Origin of the sequence: Micromonospora sp. RTGN7, from assembly GCF_033804645.1 — a bacterium.
GTDB lineage: Bacteria > Actinomycetota > Actinomycetes > Mycobacteriales > Micromonosporaceae > Micromonospora.
The window spans coordinates 35,844-51,456 of record NZ_JAPZLF010000020.1; the positions used below are offsets into that span (position 1 = coordinate 35,844).

Below are 15,613 nucleotides of genomic sequence, written 5' to 3' on the forward strand. Positions count from 1 at the left end.
TCCTATGTCGTGGTGCGGTGCTGGTCGGTGGCCGCAGCGGCGGCGTGCGCCCTGGTCGCCGCACGGGCGGCGTCGAACCGGGCGCGGGGCAGCGCGTAGGCGGCGGCGAGCTCCGGGCGGGGTTCGACGCGCAGTGCCGCGCGCCGGGCCGCGCCCAGGGGCGCGGTGTCCGTCCAGGCGCCCGTGCCGAGCAGCGCGAGGGTCGCGGCGCCGAGCGCGGCGCCGTGCTGCGCGGCGTCCGGGCGGCTGATCGGCCGGCCGATCAGGTCGGCGAGGACCTGGAGCATCAGCCGGCCCCGGGCGCCGCCGCCGGTCGCGGTGATCTCCGGGGCTGCGGGTACGGCGGCGAGCATCGGGCGTGCGGCGTCGGCGAGGCTGAAGCCGATGCCCTCGATCAGGGCGCGGGCCAGGTGGCCGTGCGTGTGCCCGAGGTCCAGCCCCAGGTACGCGCCGCGCACGCCCACGCCGCCCTCGGCGACGGTGCCGCCGGCGAGGGTGGGCACGCAGGTCAGCCCGTCCGCGCCGACCGGCACGGCGGCGGCGGAGTCGAGCAGGGCGTCGAGGTCGTCGGCCCGGCCGAGCAGGGCGGCCAGCCAGCTCAGGCTGCTGCCGCCGCCGAAGGTCGACAGGCCCGAGATGTAGAGGCCCGGCAGAACGTGGTCGAACACGAACGGCCGCCCGACCGGATCGAGCACCGGGTCGAGGGCGGCCACCGTGACCCAGTTGGAGGAACCCAGCGACAGGTACGCCCCACCGGCCTGGTCCAGGCCCGCCCCGAGCGCCATGCACGAGTTGTCGACCCCGCCGGCGACCACGGGTGTCCCGGCGGGCAGGCCGGTGTCGGCCGCGGCGGCGGCGGTGAGCCGGCCGACGATCTCGGTGGACGCCACCATGGGCGGCCACCAGTCGGCCGGCAGCCCGAGCGCGTCCAGCACGTCGGGCAGCATCCGCCGGGTGCCGAGGTCGTAGGCGCCGCTGCCCGAGGCGTAGCTCGGGTCGGTGCACTGGACGCCGGTGAGCCGGGCGTTGATCCAGTCCTTGCTGCCGAGGATCCGGGCCGTACGGGCGGCGATGTCCGGGTGCGCGGAGCGCAACCACGCGGCCTTGAACACCGTGTACATGCCGGACGGAAAACCGTTGCCGGTGCGGGTGTACCAGTCCGTCTCGTCGGTGTCGGCGAAGTACGCCGCCGCCGCGTCCTCGCCACGGGTGTCGGACCAGATCGGCACCGATTCCAGCAGGGCCGTGCCGTCCGCGTCGACCGGCACCATCGCCAGGCTGTGGCCGGAGAGCCCCACCGCGACGACGCGGTGCCGGCCGGCGTCGGCGGCCAGCAGCTCCCGCGACGAACCGACGACCGCCGCCCACCAGTCCGTCGGGCGCTGCTCGTGCCGTCCCGGTGCCGGATAGGTCGTGGGGTACGAGGCGAACGCGGTGCCGACGACCTGTGCGGTCAGGTCGACGAGGGCGGCCTTGCAGCCGCCGGTGCCCAGGTCGAAGGCGAGCGCGACGTCGCTCATGTTTCCTCCCGCCGGTCAAGGCCGCCCTGGTAGGGCGCCCCGGAACGCATCTGCGCCAGTCGAGCCTTCATCTCGCGGACGTCGCCGAGCGCCGGCTCGCCCCGGCGCAGCAGACTCATGGTGGCGATGGTGTCGATGACGACGAGCTGGGCCAGCCGCGAGATCGTCGGCGTGTAGACGTCGGTGTTGTCGAGGGACTCGACGATCAGCGCGATGTCGCTCAGCTCGGCCAGCGGCGACGGCCCGCCGGTGATGCCCACGACGGTCGCCCCCCGGTCCCGGGCGACGCGGACGGTGTCCAGGATCGAGGCGGTGCGACCGGTGTTCGAGATGGCCACCAGGACCGTCGTCGGCGTGCTGGTGGCCGCGGCGAGGAACTGCTGGTGGGTGTCGATCGGCGCTGAGCAGGGCACCCCGAGCAGCGGGAACTTCTGCTCCGCGTCCATGGCCACGATGCCGGAGGCGCCGAGCCCGATGAAGATGAGCCGGTCAGCGGCGGTGATCGCCTCCACCGTCCGGTCGAGGGCGTCCGGGTCGAGGTGGCGTCGTACGTGGTCGAGGGAGGTGATCGAGAAGTCGAAGACCTTGCTGACCAGTGTGGCCGTGCCGTCCTGGGCCTCGATCACCGACTGGGTCGCGGGGATGCCGAGCGCGACGCTCTGCGCGAGTTGGATGCGGAAGTCGTGGAACCCGTCGCAGCCGATCGCGTTGGCGAACCGGACGATGGTCGGCTGGCTGACCCCTACCGCCTCGGCGAGTTCGGCCAGCGTCATCCGGACCACCCCGTGCGGGTCGGCGAGGACGACGTCGGCGACCTTGCGCTCGGAACGACGCAGTGTCTCCAGGCCATTGTTGATCCGCTCCAGCACGGTGCCGGCGTTCATCGGGCGGCCTTGAGGTCGAGGGTGCCGTCGTGGCGGGGTACCCGCACCGTGACGCCACGGCGGGCGGCGGCGTCGAGGTCGAAGGTGGCCGGATCGACGGTGTTGAAGTCAAACATTCCCCAATGATGTGGCACCAGGGTGGGGATGCCGGCTGTCGCACAGAGCTCGACGGCCTCGGCGAAGTCGAAGTTGCCGGGCACCCCGTGGGCGAGCCGGTGGGCGTCGCGGCCGTTGACCGGCAGCAGCGCCACGTCGACGTGCAGGGCGGCGAGTCGTTCGGCCTGCCCGGGGAAGGGCACGCAGTCGCCGGAATGGTAGACGCGGGTGCCTGCGGCCTCCACGACGTAGCCGAGGAAGTGGTCGTCACCACGGTCGTCGAGGAGGCGTTCCTCGTGGGCGGCGGGCAGCGCGGTGACCGTGAAGGGCCCGTAGTCGACCCGGTCGCCGTCGGCGAGGGCGTCCAGCCGGGACCGGGGTGCGCCGGAACGGCGCAGCGCCTCGCCGAGGACCGCGCGGGGGCAGGCCAGCCGGAGTTCCGGCTGGGCTGCCATCAGCGGTACCAGGGTGTCCGGGTCCATGTGGTCGGTGTGTGCGTGCGAGCAGAGCACCGCGCGCAGCGGCGGCAGCCCGGTCGCGGTCACCGGCGACGGGAGCATCCGCAGGTGCGGGAACGTCGTGCCGGCGTACTTGCGGGCCAGGGAGTCCGACAGGTACGGGTCGACGAGCAGGTGCGTCTCACCATCGGGGCCGCCGACGGTGAGCCGGAACCCGGCCTGTCCGAGCCACCGCGCCCGTAGCGTCATCGCACCTCCTGGGCCGCGTCGTAGAGCCGCTCGAAGTCCGGGCCGCTGGTGGGGATGTCGAGGTCGAACACGGCGTCGACCGCGCGGGTCCAGCCGTGGACGAAGTACCGCCAGCCGTCGGCGACGGTCAGCGCGTCGGCCTCGGCCCGGGCTCGCGCCTGGCGCAGGAAGCCGAGCTCCCCGCGGTAGTTGAACTCCCAGGCGTACCCGCCGTGGGGGAAGGTGGCGGCGTCGCTGAGCGGTGAGCCGGGCCGGTCCTTGCCCATGCCGGTGGCGTTGACCACGAGCGCGCCGGGGGCCAGGCCGGCCAGCAGTTCGTCGTGCACCTCGCCGGGGGAAAGCCGCCGGGTCTGCCAGGTGATCGCCGGGTCGCCGGTGGCGACGTCGGCGGTGATGGCGTCGAGCCGCCGGTCGGCGATGTCGGTGACGATGACCCGCCCGGGTGCGTCGTCGCCGGCCCGGTGGGCGAAGTGGTCGCAGAGGGCGAGGGCGGCCCCGCCGGCCCCCATGACCAGCACGTCCCGGCCCGCCATCTCGGCAACGAGGGAGCGCAGGGCCATCTGACTGGTGACGGTGTCCAGGGCCAGGCCGTCGATCCAGCCGTCCCGGGCCACCAGCGTGCTGACCTCGCGCAGCCGGGCGGCGTCGTCGTTGACCTGCCGCAGCAGGTCGGGGCTGGACGCGTAGAGGTCGAGCTTGTGGGTGGTCACCAGGGCGCCGCGGGAGAGTTCGTCGTCGCGCAGGTGCTCGACGACCCGCCGGTAGACCGCCGGTGGGGCGCCAACCGGCACGTCGATGCCGACGAGGTCGACCCCGTCCAGACCGAGCAGGGGGCGCCACGCCGCGAAGACGCGGTGGATCGCCGACGACGCGGTGCTGACGCCGACGAAGTACATGGTGGGTCGGGTGGCCGGCCGCAGGTCGTCGGGGGTCACGGCGTTGCCTCCCCGGCCTGCGCGACCAGCCGCACGGCGTACGCGGTGTTGATGCCGAACCGGGTCGCCCCGGCGTCGAGCAGCGCGTGCAGCGCCTCCAGCGACCGGATGCCACCGGAGGCCTTGATCTCCCGGTCTCCCCCGGCGATCTCCCGGATCACCCGGACGTGCTCGGGCGTGGTCGGCCGGGGCTGCCAGCCGGTGCCGGTCTTCAGCGAGGCGGCCCCGGCGTCGACGGCGGCCTGTGCCGCGGCGCGCAGTTGGGCCTCGTCGAGCAGGCCGACCTCAAGGATGACCTTGACGGGTACCCGTCCGTCGACGGCCTCCAGCACGGCGGCGACGTCGCGGGTGGCCGCGGCCAGTTCGCCGGAGCGGACCAGCCCGACGTTCATCACGATGTCCATCTCCTGCACGCCCGCGTCGAGCAGCCAGCGCGCCTCGGTCACCTTGACCGGGGTGGCCGAGCCGCCGGAGGGGAAGCCGACCGGGGAGCCGGCATTGGTGTGTGATCCGTCGAGCAACGGGCGCAGCACGGGCAGCCAGGAGGGCAGCACGTGCGCGGCGACGAAGTCACCGGCCAGGGCGTGGCCGGCGAGTTCCTCGACGTCCGCGCGGCCGTGCTGGGCCTGCACGGCGCTGATGTCGATCATGCGGGCCAGCGGGTGGCCGGTGCGCTCAGCGGGGGACATAGCTGCGGTTCTCCTCGAGGCGCCAGCCGGCGCCGTCGGCTACGGCCCGGTGCCGCATGCCGCCGGAGCGGGCGATGATGCCGTAGTCCTGTCCGGCGTCGGCCGGGTAGCAGAAGAGCGTGACCAGGTCGGTGTCGCCCAGGTTGACGCTGCGGTGGATGTGCACCGGCGGGACGTACGCGACAACGCCGGGGCGCAGTTCGGTCACCACGGTCCGGCCGTCGAGGGTCTCCATCAGCATCAGCCCGTGGCCGGCGAGGCAGTGGTAGATCTCGGTGCGGTCGTGCTGGGCGTGGATGTGGCCCCGGGTCAGGTGGAACTCGGCGCCGACCCGGCCGGGCGACAGGGTGGAGATCCCGGTGATCAGGTCGCCGGGCTCGGTCGACGGGCGGAACTCGTCGACGTAATAGATCACCCGGTCGGCCTCGGTCTCCAGGCGTGCGGCGAACGCCGCCTCGTCGGCGAAGAGCCCGCCGAGGTCGGCCAGCTTCTTCTCGTAGCGGCCGGTGCGGCCGAGCATCTCCCCGGGGGAAATGACCAGGCTCGGTCCCTGCTGCGGTGTGGTCACCGTGGCTCCTCCTGCTTGGGGTCCTACAGACCCGTGCGGCGCCTCTCAGCTCCGTTTGTAGCAAACTTACAACACGAAGTCACCCCCACCGCCAGCCGAGCCACGTGGTTTGTAGCGAAACAGTCCCGAATTCCCTCGATTGGCGGAATGGACTGGGGTGCAATAACCGATATAAGAGCACAACACGGACTAGGGGAGGTAGCAGGGCTACTAAGTGCCGACCCCCCGAGCTAACGTTCGGGAAACGCGTCGTTGACATCCGAGGCGTCAAATGTAGTGTTGCTCCGTAGGTGTGGGCCCCGATCACGTTGCGTGCGGGGACGGCCCACCCCACCACCCCCTGGAGGAAAGATGTCCAACCGGACACGCGGCAAGACGCTCGCTCGTGGCGTCGCCGCACTGCTGGCCGTCACCCTGGCCACCACCGCCTGCAGCTCCGACGACTCGAGCGGCGGCGAGCCGGCCGACCCGATCGCCGGGCGTCCCGTGCCGACCGACCAGGCGCCGGACTCCGAGGTCAAGATCGCCATGATCGGATTTGCCAACAACCCGTACTGGGTCTCGGTGAAGGCCGGCGCCGACTACGCCGACCGGGTGCTGGATTCCCACAAGGGCAAGGTGGACTGGATCGTCGCGGGCGAGAACATCGACGTGCAGACGGTCTCCAGCGCCGTGCGCGCCGCCGACGCCCAGGGCTACAAGGGCGTCGGATTCTTCATCGCCGGCGAGGGCAACTGCGCCGACATCAAGAACCTCTCCGCCAAGGGCATCAAGATGGGCGCCTACAACACGCTCTTCGACTGCGTCGGAACCTCGGGCGGCACCATCAACTACGCCCAGGAGCAGTACAAGGCCGGTCAGACCGCGGCCCAGGAGATGATCAAGGCCGCCGGTGACAAGGCCGGCAAGGTCGGCATCATCGTCAGCCAGTTCACCGCCCCCGGCTCGGAGCAGCGCCGACAGGGCTTCGTCGACGCCCTCAAGGGCTCGAAGCTGACCCCGGTCAACCAGGGCGTCGAGGCCAAGGACTCCGCGTCCAACACCTTCGCGGCGGCGCAGAACTTCCTGCAGTCCAGCACCGACCTCGTCGGCATCTACGCCACCGCCGGCGGCCCGTTCGGCGCGGCCCAGGCCGTCGCCGCCGCCAAGAAGCAGGACACCGTCAAGGTCATCGGCTTCGACATCACCACCGAGAACATCGCCGCCATCAAGGACGGCTCGATGCACGGCGTGATCGGTCAGGACGCGTTCGGCCAGGGCTACAACGTCGCGATCGAGCTGTTCAACGCGGCGGCTACCGGCCAGCAGCCTGCCGAGGTGAAGCAGGAGGCCGTCGCCCCCTTCGTGACCAAGGACAACCTGGCAGAGCACGACCCCTCGGTGAAGCCGCTCGGCGCTCCGGGCGCCTCCTGATCGGAGAAGCCACCTCCTCATGGAACCGACAACCCACGTGGACGACGTCAGGCCGGCGGCTCTCGCGGCCGCCGGCCTGACGAAGTCGTTCGGCGCCGTCAGGGCGCTACGCGACGTCTCGCTGGTCTTCCCGGCGGGTCAGGTCACCGGACTCCTCGGGGAGAACGGGGCAGGCAAGTCCACCCTCATCCGCCTGTGCTCAGGTCAGATGCGGCCCGACGCCGGCCGGCTCACCCTCAACGGGGAGGACGTCTCCTTCAGCAGCCCGCTGGAGGCGATCGCCGCCGGAGTCGTGGTGGTGAACCAGGAGCCGCTACTCATCGGCGAACTGACCATCGCCGACAACCTCTTCCTCTACGACCTGGGGGAACGTTCCGGGTTCGCCCGCGCCCGCCGCGGGGCAAACGTCCAGCGGGCCCGCGATCTGCTCGACCGGCTGGAGATGGCCAGCTACCTGCCCGACCCGTCGACGCTCTGTCGCAACCTGTCGGCGGCGTCCCGGCAGATGGTCGACATCGTCCGGGCGCTCTCCCGCCAGCCCAAGGTGCTCTTCCTCGACGAACCGAACTCCAGCCTGACGCACGAGGAGTCCGAGCGGCTCTTCGCGGTGATGGCCCGGCTGCGCGACGAGGGCGTGGCGGTCGTGCTCGTCAGCCACCGGCTGACCGAGGTCTACTCGATCGTCGACAACGTGATCGTGCTGCGCGACGGCGAGTTCGTCGCCGCCGGCCCGCCCGACGAGATCGACCAGAAGCGGGCCGTCGCGTTGATGGCCGGTGAGCGGAAGCGGGCGGTCGTGGCGGAGGTCATGGCCGACCGGGCCGGGGCGATCGAGCAGGCCGAGGTGGCGTTGGAACTGCGCAACGTGACCGGCGAGGGCTTCACCGACGTCAGCTTCGCGGTCCGCCGCGGTGAGATCGTCGGGATGTCCGGGCTGGTCGGCGCGGGCCGCACCGAGATCGCCGAGGCCGTGATCGGGCTGCGCCGCCTGACCGGCGGCGGCATCAGCGTCGCCGGTCGGCCCGTGCGGATCGGCGGGCCCGGCGCGGCCCAACGGCTCGGCATCGCCTACGTCGCCGAGGAACGCCGGACCGAGGTCTTCCACGCCCAGAGCGTCGGCTACAACCTCACCGTCCGGGTGCTGTCGGCCCTGGGCCGGCTCGGCTGGGTCTCCCCCCGCCGCACTCGCGCCAAGGCGCGCGAACTGACCGAGCGCTTCGGCGTCAAGGCCGCCTCCAGCGAGGCGCCCATCACCTCGCTCTCCGGCGGCAATCAGCAGAAGGTCCTGCTCGCGCGGGCCCTCGCGGCCCAGCCGAAGGTGCTGATCCTCGACGAACCCACGCGGGGCGTCGACGTCGGCACCAAGGCCGAGATCTACGCGACGCTGCGTGCGCTGGCCCACGACGAGGGCCTGGCGGTGTGGTTCATCTCGTCCGAACTCGAGGAGATCGTCGAGCTGGCCGACCGCGTGGTCGTCGTCCGCGGCGGACACGTGACCCTTGATGCCCTGAACAACGCCGGACCCCAGCCCATCGTCGCCGCGGCCATGGGCGCGACCGAAGGATCATCATGAGTGCCACTCTGGCCCCCCAAAGGCAGGAGCGCTCCTGGAAGAGCGGCCTCCTGTCACTCGTCAAGCGCCAGGAGACCGGGCTGCTCGGCGTGATCATCGTGCTGGCCCTGATCGTCAGCGTGGCGAACGAGAACTTCCTGCGTAAGGACAACCTCTACAACGTCCTGCAGACCGTGGTCGTCGTCGGCATCATCGCCGTCGGGCAGACCTTCGTCCTGATCTCCAAGGAGATCGACCTCTCGGTCGGCTCGGTGCTGGCCCTCTCGGCGGTCACCGCCGGCTCGGTCTACGGCAGCGGGGCCAACCCGTGGGTGGCCGCGGCCGTGGGCATCGGCGTCGGCGCGCTCTGCGGTTTCGCCGTCGGCTCCGTCGTCGTGCTCGGCCGGGTCAGCTCGTTCATCGTGACCCTCGGCATGCTCTCCATCGCGCGGGGACTGACCCAGCTCATCACCGGCGGACTGCCCCAGGCGATGCCGAGCGAGCTCTCCTTCATCGGTCAGGGCCGGGTCTTCGGCGGCATCCCGGTCAGCGTCATCATCTTCCTGGTGCTGGTCCTGCTCGGTCAGCTCCTGCTCACCCGCACCGTCTTCGGCCTGCGGGTCACCGCGATCGGTGACAACGACGCCGCCGCCCGCACCGGTGGCATCCCGGTGGCGTGGACCCGGGTGCTCACCTTCGTCCTGATCGGCACGCTTGCCGGCTTCGCCGGGATCGTCTTCTCGACGCAGGTCGGGGTGGCCGAGGCCCAGGCCGGCATGGGCTACGAACTGGACGTCATCGCCGCGGCCGTCATCGGCGGCGCCAGCCTCTCCGGCGGCCGGGGCTCGATCATCGGCGCCTTCCTGGGCGCCTGTCTGCTGGGCGTCCTGCGCAACGCGTTCATCCTGCTGGCCCTGTCGCCATTCCTCCAGCAGCTCAGCATCGGTCTGGTCATCGTCCTGGCGGCGGTGTTCGACCAGTGGCGTCAGGGCAACCTGGGGCACCTGCACCCGCGCAACCTCCGCCAGCAGCTCGTCCGCCGTAGGGCCTGACCTCCGCCTGTCGCGAAAGGACCCACACCATGAAGCCTCAACCTTTCCGCCTCCACGACCAACGGGTCGTCCGCGCGTTCGTCGAGGCCCGTCGGGGGCACACCCCGACGGAGCCGCGGCTGAAGTTCGGCTGGAGCAACTGGGGATTCGGCACCGAGGAGCTGGCCGCGACCGCGGACCGGCTGGAGAAGAACGACGTGCGCTACATCGAGCTGCACGGCAACCTCTACTCCCCCGACCTCGGGTACCGGCCCGACGAGACGTTGCGGGTGCTCGGCGAGCACGGCATCACCGTCTCCGGGGTCTGCGGCATGGTCACGCCCGACCAGGAGTTCGCCCACAACCTGCCGCACGTGCGGGCCCGCGCCATCGAGTACTTCCGCCGCCAGGCGACGTTCACCCAGGCGGTCGGCGGGTCGTACCTGCTCTTCGGCGCCGGTTCGGTCGGTCGTCCCACGGTCCAGGACTCCTACGAGCTGGAGCGTTCCGCGCAGACCATGCGTCTCGTGGCCGACGACTTCGCCGCCGCCGGCATCCGGGGCGCGGTGGAGCCCATCCGCCCCGAGGAGACCAGCGTGGTGCACACCTTCGCGCAGGCGCTGCGGCTGCTCGATCTGGTGGATCACCCGGCGATCGCGCACATCAACGGCGACCTCTACCACATGCTCAGCGGCGAGCGGCACATCGGCGCCACGATCCTCGACCACGGCGACCGCATGATCAACCTGCACCTGGCGGACAGCAACCGCCACGCCCTCGGCCACGGCCTGCTCGACCTCGACGTGGTACTCATGGCGCTCTACGCCATCGGCTTCCAGCGGGGCGACAACTACTGTTCGGCGGAGCCCCTCGGCGCTGGCGGCAACCCCTACGCCGCGATGAACCTGCCGCCGCAGACCGAGCGGCTCGACGAGATGGTGCGCGACACCGTCCGGACGTTCCGCGAGCGCGAGGACGAGGTGCTAGGCGCGAGCGACGAGGAGCTCTACGCCCTCTACCAGATCGACTCCGAGTAGTCCGATGCCGGCGTCCACGCTGCACGTCGTCTGTCCCAACCCGGCCCTCGACCGGCTCCAGGTGGTGGAACGGTTCCGGCCGTTCGAGGTCAACCGGGTGGTCGAGGTGCGCAGCCTGGCCGGCGGCAAGGGCCTCATCGTCTGTCGGGGCGCCCGCCGCCTCGGCGCGGGCGTCGCGGCGTACGGCTTCGTCGGCGGCGGCGTCGGCCAGGTGATCCGCGACGGTTGCGGCGAGCTCGGCGTACTCGATCGGCACGTCGCGATCGCCGGCGAGACCAGGGTGACGCCGGTCGTGATCGACCGGAGCACCGGCCGCTCGACGGTGCTCAACGAACGCGGCCCGCAGGTCACCGTCGATGAGCAGGAGGAACTGCTCGCCGGGCTCGACGCGGCGGTGCGCCCGGGGGACGTCGTGGTCTCCACGGGCAGCCTGCCGCCGGGCTGCGCCGCCGACCTGCACGCCCGGGTCGCCCGGTTGGCGCTCGCCCGGGGGGCGACGGCCCTCGTCGACGCGCACGGCGAGTCCCTCGCCCGGGTCGTCGACGACGCCCGGGCCTCCCGGCCCGCGGGTCGGCTCGTGGTCAAGCCCAACGCCGAGGAGCTGGCCGGCGTGCTGGGCCGGCCGCTGCCGGACCGGGCCGCCACCACGGCAGCCGTACGCGAGTTGCACGCGCAGACCGGCGCCACCTTCGTGGTCACCCTCGGCACCGACGGGGCGGTCTGGACCGACGGCGCCGACGACCTGGCGGTGGACGCGCCGACGGTCGAGACTGTCAACGCCACCGGCTCCGGCGACTCGTTCCTGGCCGGCCTCGCGGTCGCCCTGGGCCGGGGCGAGAGCCCGGCGGGGGCCCTGAGGCTGGCCTCGGCGATGGGGGCGGCCAACGCCGCCTCGCTCGCGCCCGACGTCGACCCGGCGCTGGTCGAGCGGCTACGCAGGACGGTGACGGTGACCCGGGCAACGACCGGAGGGACGGTCAGCGGATGAGCCAGTTCATCGGTGTCGACATCGGCACCACCCGGACGAAGGTCGGTTGCTACGACACCGACGCCGGCCGGCTGGTCGCGCTGCGGCACGCGCCCACCGTCGTCGACCCGGACCCGTGGGGCGGCCGGCGGGACGCCGCCCGGCTCGCGGCGGCGGTCGGCGACCTGCTGGCCCAACTGCTGGCCGACCCGGCCGTACGCCCCGACGACCTCGCCGGCGTCAGCGTCGGTTCGGTCGGCGAGGAGGTCGTGCTGCTCTCGGCCGACGGGGCCGTCACCGCGCCGGTGCTCGCCTGGTTCGCCGAGCACGGCCAGCAGGCCAGGGCGGCCCTGGGCGCCGAGAGCAGCTGGGCCGGCACCGACGAGACCTTCTCGGTGTTCAAGCTGCGCTGGCTGGCCGAGCACCTGCCCGACGAGTTGGCGGCGGCGCGCACCTTCACCTCGCTCGCCGACTTCGTCGCCCGGGACCTGCTCGCCGACGCAGGCGCCCCGGTCTTCCTGAACGTCTCGCACGCCTCGCGTACCGGGCTGCTCGACATCCGGGCGGGCGTGCTGCGTACCGACGCGCTGCCGGACCTGGGCCTTACCACGCTCTCGCTGCCCGGCCTGGTCAACAGCGCCACCGTGGTGGGCCGCACCTCGGGCGGCGGCGCGCTGCCGGCCGGGGTCCCCGTGGTCGCCGGCGGCCACGACCACATGTGCGGCGCCTTCGGCACCGGGGTCCGCGCCGCCGGCGACGTCTACGTGTCGGTCGGCACCTCCGAGGCGCAGGTGCTGCTGGTCGACGAGTTGCCCGACGTGGTCGGGCCGGGCCTCGACACGGGGATCTTCGTGGCGGGCGGCCTGCGCTTCGTGCACCGCGCCACCCCGGCCGGCCGGCACTACCAGGCCTGGCACGACATGCTCTACTCCGGCGTCCCCGACGCGACGTTGTGGGCGGAACTGGCCCGCGTCGTCGACGAGGTCGACCCGGCGGTGATCGGGGCCGACCTGCGCCGCGTCCGGCTCGCCGACATGCCGATGGACGTCACCCGCGCCCACGCGATGGTCAGCCTGCTCAAGGGACTCGCGGTGGAGGCGGAGGCGACGACCGCGCGGCTGGGCCGCCTCGGCGCCGTCGAGATCACCGACGTCACCGTCGGTGGGGTGGCCGCCGGCTGGCCGACGTGGCGCCGGCTGCGCCAGGAGGTCACCGACCGCCGGCTCAGATTCGTGGACGAGCCCGAGGCGACCGTCCTCGGCGTCGCCGTCCTCGCCCAACTCGGTGTCACCGGCCGGGCCGACGTCCCGGTGCGCCTGACCACCGCCGAACCCTCAGGGGGAGAAGACCATGCACACTCCTGAACTGCTGCGTACGCACCGCCTCGTTCCGGTCGTCGTCCTCGACGACGCCGCGTCGGCCGAGCCGCTGGCCGACGCGCTGGCGACCGGGGGCCTGCCGATCGCCGAGGTCACCTTCCGCACCCCGGCGGCGGCCGAGGCGATCGCCCGGATGGCCGCCCACGGCGGCGTCACGGTCGGCGCGGGCACGGTCACCACCACCGAGCAGGTGGACGCGGCGGTACGGGCCGGTGCCCGGTTCGTCGTGTCGCCCGGGTTCAGCGCGGCTGTCGTCCGCCGGTGCCAGGAGCACGGCATCTTCGTACTGCCCGGCGCGAGCACCGCGACGGAGGTCATGACGGCCCTCGACGCGGGGATCACCGTGCTCAAGTTCTTCCCGGCCGGCAGCTCCGGCGGGGCCCCGGCGGTCTCCGCCCTCTCCGCTCCGTTCGGCCAGGTCTCCTTCGTACCGACCGGCGGCATCGACGCCGACTCGGCCGGCGACTACCTCGCGCTGCCGTCGGTCCTCGCCGTGGGCGGGAGCTGGATGGTGCCCCGGGCGGCGATCAAGGCCGGCGAGTTCGACCGCGTCGCGAAACTGGTTGCCGCCAGCGTGGCGGCCGTCGCACGCTGAACCCACCGGTTACCGCCCGGACCCGAGCCCGCCCGGCACTGTCACCCATCCGACAGCAACGGCCCGCCCGGTTGATCGCCCATAGTGGAAGCATCGTCGGCGCCCCGTCAGCCCGGACGAGCACAGGAGTGCCGACGGCCACCCCTCGTGCGTTGACGTCGTCGAGCCGGCTACCGATGTGGCCCGGCTCAATGCTCATCCGCTGGACCGAGGACAACGGCCTGCTGGACACCCTGGAGCAGATCGGCGCCGGATGCATCGCCTACAGCCCGCTCGCCCAAGGGCTGCGCACCGACCGCTACCTCGGCGGCAATCCCCAGCCTGATCATCGGCGCGAGCAGCATGGGGCAACTGGAGGCAACCGTCGCCGCCCTGGACAACCTCGACCTCACCCCCGAGGAACTGACCGAGATCGGCGGCCACCTCGCCTGACCCGGGTACGCCGCCACCGGTACGCCTCCAACACCTCGTCGTGGTTCGTGCCGTCCACCCGGTAGTCCGCGGTGCACCGACGAGGGGCGGCAAGGACTCGACTGCCTCCGTCTGTCACCTCCCGTACGCCTCATGACGTTCTTGGCATCGGAGGTGGACGGATGGAGAGCTTCGACGAGGTGATCGGTGCCCGGCTGCCGGCCCTGCTGCGGTACGCGGCGGTGCTGGCCGGGGACCGGGACCTAGCCCAGGACGTGGTGCAGGACGCACTGATCCGCGCGCACGCCCGCTGGGGCCGGATCAGCCGGATGGACCGGCCGGACCTCTACCTGCGCCGGATGGTGCTCACCGAGTACCTGTCCTGGCACCGGCGGAAGGCCCGGCGGGCGGCCCTGTTCGAGGCCCGGCGGGCCCCGGTCGAACACGGCCCCGACCACACCGTCAGGCACGCCGAGCGCGACGACCTGTGGGCCCGGCTCGCCGCGCTGCCGGAACGGCAGCGGGCGGTGCTGGTGCTGCGCTACTACGAGGACCTCTCCGACCCGGAGATCGCCGAGGTCCTCCAGTGCGCCGTCGGATCGGTCCGGGTCTACCGGGCCCGCGCGTTCGCCGCCCTCAGATTGGAACTCGAACTGGAGGAGAGCCGATGAGTACTCGACTGAACCGCGCGCTGGCCGAGGGGGAGCGCCACTCTCCAGACCCCACGGAGGTCCTGGCCGGAATCCGGGCCGGGGTGCGGCGGAGCCGCCGCCGTCGGCGGTTCGCGGTGGCGGGATCGGCCGGCGCGGCCGTGCTGGTGCTGGCCGGCGGCGGGCTGCTGGTCCAGCGGCTTCCGATCCCGCCGGTCGGGTCGACACCGGCGACCGACGGGGTCGACGGGGTCGACGGGGTCGCCGCCGCCGCAGCCGCCGGGCCCGTCCAGCCGCAGCCGTGCCGGCTGGGCTTCGGCTGGCTGCCGACGAATCTGGCCACGCCGATGTGGACGTGCGGCCCGGGTGACCAGAGGGTGCTCTACCCCATGGACGGCGGCCCCTACCTGCGGGTCGACGTGGACCACTCCGGGTGGCAGCCTCCGCTGTCCAGGAAGGGCTGGGAGCCGGTGGTGGTCAACGGCCGCACCGGCAGGATGGCGGTCAAGAACACCCGCGCTCTCGTGCTGTTCCCGCTTTCCTCGGGCCGCTGGGTCGGCCTCGAGTACGGCGTCGGGCAGCCCGGCGGTCCGCGTACGGAGAAGCTGGGCGAGACGGCGAAGCGGATCGCCGAGGGCATCGGCGAGACCGTGGCCTCGACGGTACGCGTACCGTTCGCGCCGAGTTATCTGCCGCGAGGGCAGCGCTTCGTCTCGGCCCTCGGCGGCACCAAGTCCGGCCTCACCTACCGGGAGGGCTCCGGCCGGGTGCTCGACCGGAAACCGGTCCAGGGACTGACCGAGGACGGGATCCCCACCGACCGGCCCACGGTCGACTACGGCGTCGGGTACTCGATCCGTTGGGGGCCGACGGGGTCGGAGCCGACGGGGAAAGAACTGGGCGAACGCGCGGACCGGGATGTCCAGGGCCTGCCGACGTACCTGGTGAACCGGGGCATGACGGTGATCGTCGACGGCTTCCACGGCGGCCAGTTGTCCGTGTCCTTGAACGGGCCCGAGCGGATTCGTCCGACCGCGCCCACGGCACCGCCGACGGGTGAGTTGCTCCAGATCGCCGAGGGCATCCGCTGGACGGGATGAGCCGGCCCGTTACCCACCGATGAGGGGCGAACGCCCTCCGACCGACGCCCGCCGGGGCATGCCCCGGGTCGGTCGGAGG

The 15,613-nt window shown here is 72.4% G+C and carries 15 protein-coding genes and 1 pseudogene; 10 read left to right on the forward strand and 6 right to left on the reverse strand.

From position 1 onward, the window contains the following. Window positions 1-2: 2 nt before the first annotated feature. From SNR22_RS23875 to SNR22_RS23900, 6 genes are read right to left on the reverse strand one after another with little or no spacing between them, the layout of a single operon-like run. Entirely contained in the window at window positions 3-1,520 is a 1,518-nt protein-coding gene (locus SNR22_RS23875) for a xylulokinase (RefSeq protein WP_320068887.1), read from the reverse strand. Beyond that, entirely contained in the window at window positions 1,517-2,404 is an 888-nt protein-coding gene (locus SNR22_RS23880; RefSeq protein ID WP_320068888.1) for a MurR/RpiR family transcriptional regulator, read from the reverse strand. The genes SNR22_RS23875 and SNR22_RS23880 overlap by 4 nt, the downstream gene beginning before the upstream one ends. Continuing rightward, window positions 2,401-3,207, reverse strand: a complete 807-nt coding sequence (locus SNR22_RS23885) for an MBL fold metallo-hydrolase (protein WP_320068889.1) — start codon at window positions 3,205-3,207, stop codon at window positions 2,401-2,403. Before SNR22_RS23885 ends, SNR22_RS23880 begins: the two co-directional genes overlap by 4 nt. Further along, window positions 3,204-4,142, reverse strand: a complete 939-nt coding sequence (locus tag SNR22_RS23890; RefSeq protein WP_320068890.1) for a hypothetical protein — start codon at window positions 4,140-4,142, stop codon at window positions 3,204-3,206. Before SNR22_RS23890 ends, SNR22_RS23885 begins: the two co-directional genes overlap by 4 nt. Next, window positions 4,139-4,831: a deoxyribose-phosphate aldolase gene (gene deoC, locus SNR22_RS23895; RefSeq protein WP_320068891.1), complete on the reverse strand. Its 693-nt coding sequence runs from the start codon at window positions 4,829-4,831 to the stop codon at window positions 4,139-4,141. The genes SNR22_RS23890 and deoC overlap by 4 nt, the downstream gene beginning before the upstream one ends. Beyond that, window positions 4,818-5,399: a glucose-6-phosphate isomerase family protein gene (locus SNR22_RS23900; protein WP_320068892.1), complete on the reverse strand. Its 582-nt coding sequence runs from the start codon at window positions 5,397-5,399 to the stop codon at window positions 4,818-4,820. Before SNR22_RS23900 ends, deoC begins: the two co-directional genes overlap by 14 nt. Window positions 5,400-5,750: 351 nt before the next feature. Here SNR22_RS23900 and SNR22_RS23905 point away from each other — a divergent pair, with 351 nt between their 5' ends. The 10 genes and pseudogenes from SNR22_RS23905 (at window position 5,751) to SNR22_RS23950 (ending at window position 15,534) form a co-directional block, all read left to right on the forward strand. After that, a complete protein-coding gene (locus SNR22_RS23905; protein WP_320068893.1) occupies window positions 5,751-6,812 on the forward strand; it encodes a sugar ABC transporter substrate-binding protein in 1,062 nt (353 codons plus the stop codon). Between the two features lie 19 nt (window positions 6,813-6,831). Next, entirely contained in the window at window positions 6,832-8,385 is a 1,554-nt protein-coding gene (locus tag SNR22_RS23910; protein ID WP_320068894.1) for a sugar ABC transporter ATP-binding protein, read from the forward strand. Continuing rightward, complete coding sequence (locus SNR22_RS23915; RefSeq protein ID WP_320068895.1) at window positions 8,382-9,416, forward strand: ABC transporter permease; 1,035 nt, start codon at window positions 8,382-8,384, stop codon at window positions 9,414-9,416. Before SNR22_RS23910 ends, SNR22_RS23915 begins: the two co-directional genes overlap by 4 nt. 29 nt (window positions 9,417-9,445) lie before the next feature. Then, complete coding sequence (locus SNR22_RS23920) at window positions 9,446-10,432, forward strand: sugar phosphate isomerase/epimerase family protein (protein ID WP_320068896.1); 987 nt, start codon at window positions 9,446-9,448, stop codon at window positions 10,430-10,432. Between the two features lie 4 nt (window positions 10,433-10,436). Beyond that, the gene (locus SNR22_RS23925; RefSeq protein ID WP_320068897.1) at window positions 10,437-11,420 is read left to right on the forward strand and encodes a hexose kinase; all 984 of its coding nucleotides are present in this window, start codon (window positions 10,437-10,439) and stop codon (window positions 11,418-11,420) included. After that, the gene (locus SNR22_RS23930; protein WP_320068898.1) at window positions 11,417-12,763 is read left to right on the forward strand and encodes an FGGY-family carbohydrate kinase; all 1,347 of its coding nucleotides are present in this window, start codon (window positions 11,417-11,419) and stop codon (window positions 12,761-12,763) included. Before SNR22_RS23925 ends, SNR22_RS23930 begins: the two co-directional genes overlap by 4 nt. Further along, window positions 12,750-13,373, forward strand: coding sequence for a bifunctional 4-hydroxy-2-oxoglutarate aldolase/2-dehydro-3-deoxy-phosphogluconate aldolase (gene eda / locus SNR22_RS23935; protein WP_320068899.1), 624 nt, complete (start codon window positions 12,750-12,752; stop codon window positions 13,371-13,373). Before SNR22_RS23930 ends, eda begins: the two co-directional genes overlap by 14 nt. 188 nt (window positions 13,374-13,561) lie before the next feature. Continuing rightward, a pseudogene (locus SNR22_RS23940) lies at window positions 13,562-13,805 on the forward strand (aldo/keto reductase); the annotation flags it as partial. Window positions 13,806-13,966: 161 nt separating this feature from the next. Further along, the gene (locus SNR22_RS23945) at window positions 13,967-14,455 is read left to right on the forward strand and encodes a SigE family RNA polymerase sigma factor (RefSeq protein ID WP_320068900.1); all 489 of its coding nucleotides are present in this window, start codon (window positions 13,967-13,969) and stop codon (window positions 14,453-14,455) included. Beyond that, on the forward strand, window positions 14,452-15,534 hold the full coding sequence (locus SNR22_RS23950) for a hypothetical protein (protein WP_320068901.1): 1,083 nt from the start codon (window positions 14,452-14,454) through the stop codon (window positions 15,532-15,534). Before SNR22_RS23945 ends, SNR22_RS23950 begins: the two co-directional genes overlap by 4 nt. Window positions 15,535-15,613: the final 79 nt, after the last annotated feature.